The organism is Streptomyces sp. 5-10, from assembly GCF_014712245.1.
Classification (GTDB): domain Bacteria; phylum Actinomycetota; class Actinomycetes; order Streptomycetales; family Streptomycetaceae; genus Streptomyces; species Streptomyces violaceusniger.
In genome coordinates this window covers 1-3,551 of the sequence record NZ_JACVYG010000163.1, presented here as the reverse complement: position 1 = coordinate 3,551, position 3,551 = coordinate 1, and the positions used below count along the sequence as shown (strand labels likewise).

2 protein-coding genes are annotated in these 3,551 nt (G+C 72.5%); both read right to left on the bottom strand.

Going from position 1 to position 3,551, the window contains the following annotated elements:
- Positions 1-370 (bottom strand): beta-ketoacyl synthase N-terminal-like domain-containing protein (locus IEJ02_RS47560; protein WP_223865612.1); only part of this gene is annotated, 370 nt, incomplete at its 3' end.
- An 8-nt stretch (positions 371-378) separates the two neighbouring features.
- On the bottom strand, positions 379-3,551 hold a 3,173-nt coding region (locus IEJ02_RS47555), incomplete at its 5' end, for a type I polyketide synthase (RefSeq protein ID WP_191070469.1).

Genomic DNA, 3,551 nt, shown 5'->3' with positions numbered 1-3,551 from the left:
GAGGATCCATCGTCAACGCCTCATTCGGACTGATACCAAAGAACCCGGGATCGAACTCCCCCGCCCCATACAAAAACCCACCCTGATCCACATAACTCGAATCAGGACGCCCCCCCGTCACATCCACCAAAGAACCCAGATCCCAACCACGATCCCCCGGAAAACCCGAAACCACATCACGCCCCTCCGCCACCACACCCCACAAATCCTCCGGAGACCCCACCCCACCCGGATACCGACACGCCATCCCGATGATCGCGATCGGCTCGTGCCGCACCGCGGTGAGCCTGCGGTTCTGGGCGCGGAGCTCCTCGGCCTCCTTCAAAGAGGCGCGCAGCGCGGCGACCAGCTTCTGGTTGGACTCAGTCATCGGGTGCCTCACCTCTCCGCGGCGGTGTCGCCGGAGCCCTTGAGCGCCAAGTTGATCAACTCATCGGTGTCCATCGAGTCGATCGAGGCGTCCTCGCCCGGTTCGGCGGCCGCACCGTCCGCCAGCGCGAGCAGCCCGTCGATCAGGCCGGCGGCGCGCAGGCGGGCGAGCGGGATCGTCCGGAGGGCCTCCCGGATCGACTGCTCCTCGGGGTCGCCGCCCACCGCGTCCTCGTCCGGCACCAGTTCCTGGAGCAGGTGGGCCGCGAGGTCACGGGCGTTCGTGTACTCGAAGACGAGCGTCGCCGGCAGCCGCAGCCCGGTGGCCTCGCCGACGCGGTTGCGGAACTCGACGGCGCTGAGCGAGTCGAAGCCCAGCTCGCTGAAGGCGCGGTCCGGCTCGACGGCGTCGGCTCCGGGGTGCCCGAGGATCTCGGCGGCGCTGCCGCGGACGAGGCCGAGCACCTCGTTCCGCCGTTCGGCCGGGGACAGCGCCGCGAGCCGCCGACGGTAGGCGGCGGGTGTCGCGCCCGCCCGCGCGGCCCCGGCGGCGGACCGGCCATGGACGCGGACCAGCCCGCTGAACATCGGCGGCAGCTGATCGGCGGACCCGCGCGCCGACCCGAGGCCGAGCCGGATCGGAATGACCACGGTCTCGTCGATCCCGGTCGCGGCGTCGAAGAGCGCAAGTCCGTCCTCCGCTCGCAGCGGCAGGACACCGCTGCGGCTCATCCGCTGCCGGTCGGCCGCGGAGAGGCCGCCCGCGATGCCGCCCCCGGTGTCCCAGAGCCCCCAGGCGAGCGACTGCGCGGGGAGCCCGCCGGCGCGACGGTGCGCGGCCAACGCGTCCAGGAACGCGTTCGCCGCCGCGTAGTTGCCCTGACCCGACGCGCCCAGCACGCCGGCACCCGATGAGAAGAGCACGAACGCCGACAGGTCCAGGTCCCGGGTGAGGTCGTGAAGGTTCAGTGCCGCGTCCACCTTGGGGGCGAAGACGGTGTCGAGGCGTTCCGGCGTGAGCGAACCGATCACGCCGTCGTCCAGCACGCCCGCCGCGTGAACGACGCCCCGCAGCGGGAACTCCGGCGGGATCGCGGACAGCAGGGCGGCCACGGCGTCCCGGTCGGCCACGTCGCACGCGGCGATCGACACCTCGGCGCCCAACCCGGCCAGCTCGTCCCGGAGTTCGGGTGCGCCCGCCGCCTCCATGCCCCGGCGGCTGGTGAGGACCAGGCGGCGGACACCGTGGACGGCCACCAAATGCCGCGCCACCAGTGCGCCGAGCGCACCCGTGCCACCGGTCACCAGGACCGTCCCCGAGTCGTCGAACACCTGCTTCCGGTCGCCGGCCGGCTGCTCGGCCGCCACTCGCGCCAGGCGGGCGGCGCTCACGGCACCGTCGCGCACGACCACCTGCGGCTCGTCGGAGGTGACCACCAGAGGCAGATCGTCGGGGAAGGCGTCGGCGATCGTTATGCGGGCGCCGGGGTTCTCCGCCTGAGCCGAACGCGTCAGTCCCCACACCGCGGCGGCGCCAGGGTCCGTGACGTCCTCACCGCCGACGGACACCGCCCCGCGTGTCAGCACCACGAGCCGCGACCCCGCGAACCGATCGTCCGCGAACCAGGACTGGAGGACCTCCAGTACGCGACCGGCCTGCGTCCGGGCATCGCCGCCGCCGACCGTCAGCACGACCACATCGGGCGCGGGTCCGGCCTGGACGTCCTCCCAGTACCGCCAGTCGAGGGGGGCCCGGTCCGAGACCGGGACGGGGAGCCATTCGAGGCGGAACAGCGAGTCATGGAGAGCGGGTCCCGATGCCGCGGGGACCCCGTCCGGAACGGGCCGTGTCACGAACGACGCGGCCGAAAGCACCGGAGCGCCCGTGGCGTCGGCCACATGCAGGCTCAGCCCGTCCGATCCGGTTGGGGAGAGCCTGACGCGTCCGCTCACCGCCCCCACCGCGTAGAGCGTCACCTGGGACCAGGAAAACGGCAGCGCCGCCTCCGCACCGGCCTGGCCGTCCCGCAGCGCGGCCGGATGCAGGCACATGTCCAGCAGCGCCGGGTGCAGCCCGAACCGGTCGGCGTCCTCCCGGCCCTCGTGGGAAAGCTCGACCTCCGCGAAGAGGTCCGCGCCGTCCCGCCAGGCCGCGCGCAGACCTTGGAACGCCCGCCCGTAGTCCAGCCCGGCCGCGGCCATCCCCTCGTAGAAGCCGTCCAGAACCACCGGCTCCGCGCCAGGGGGCGGCCACACGTCCAGGTCGAAGGACGACATCTCCGGCGCGGCGGAGCTCAGGACGCCCGAAGCGTGACGCGTCCACGGCCCTTCCCAGCCCTCGGGGCGGGAGTGCACGGCGACCCGGCTGCGGCCATCGCCGTCCTCCGCCGCCACGACTACCTGGAGCTGGATCGCGCCCCGGTCGGGGACGGCTAGCGGCGCCTCCAGGACGAGTTCCTCGACGACCTCGCAGCCAACCTGCTCACCGGCCCGCAACGCCAGCCCGACGAACGCGGTCCCCGGCAGGATGACGGTGCCGCGGACGGCGTGGTCGGCAAGCCAGGGCTGATCGGCGAGCGAGATCCGTCCCGCGAGGACGGCACCACCGGAATCCACGAGCGGAACCACCGCACCGAGGAGGGGATGCTCGGCGGAGCCGAGCCCCATCGCCGCCGGGTCCGCACTCGACCGGCCGTTCGGCAACCAGAACCGCTGATGCTGGAAGGCGTAGGTGGGGAGGTCGATGCGGCGGGCGCCGGTTCCGGTGAAGAACTTCTCCCAGTCGACGGTGACGCCGTTGGTGTGGAGGCGGGCGAGTGCGGTGATGAGGGTGGTCGTTTCGTCGCGGTCGCGGCGGGAGCCGGGAATCACCGTCGCGTCGTCGACGGTGTGCTCGACCATGAGGGTGAGCGCCGCGTCCGGGCCGACCTCGAGGAATGTGCCGACGCCTGCTTCCGCCAGGTGTGTGATCGCGTCGGCGAACCGCACCGGCCTGCGGATCTGGTTCGCCCAGTACTGGACGTCGGCTTCGGTCAGCTGCTCCCCGGTCACGGTGGAGATCACCGGGATCCGCGGCGGCTCGAAGGTGATGCCGTCCACCGCGCGGGCGAAGTCGTCCAGCATGGGTTCCATGAGCGCGGAGTGGAAGGCATGCGACACCGCGAGCCCGCGCGTCTTCCAGC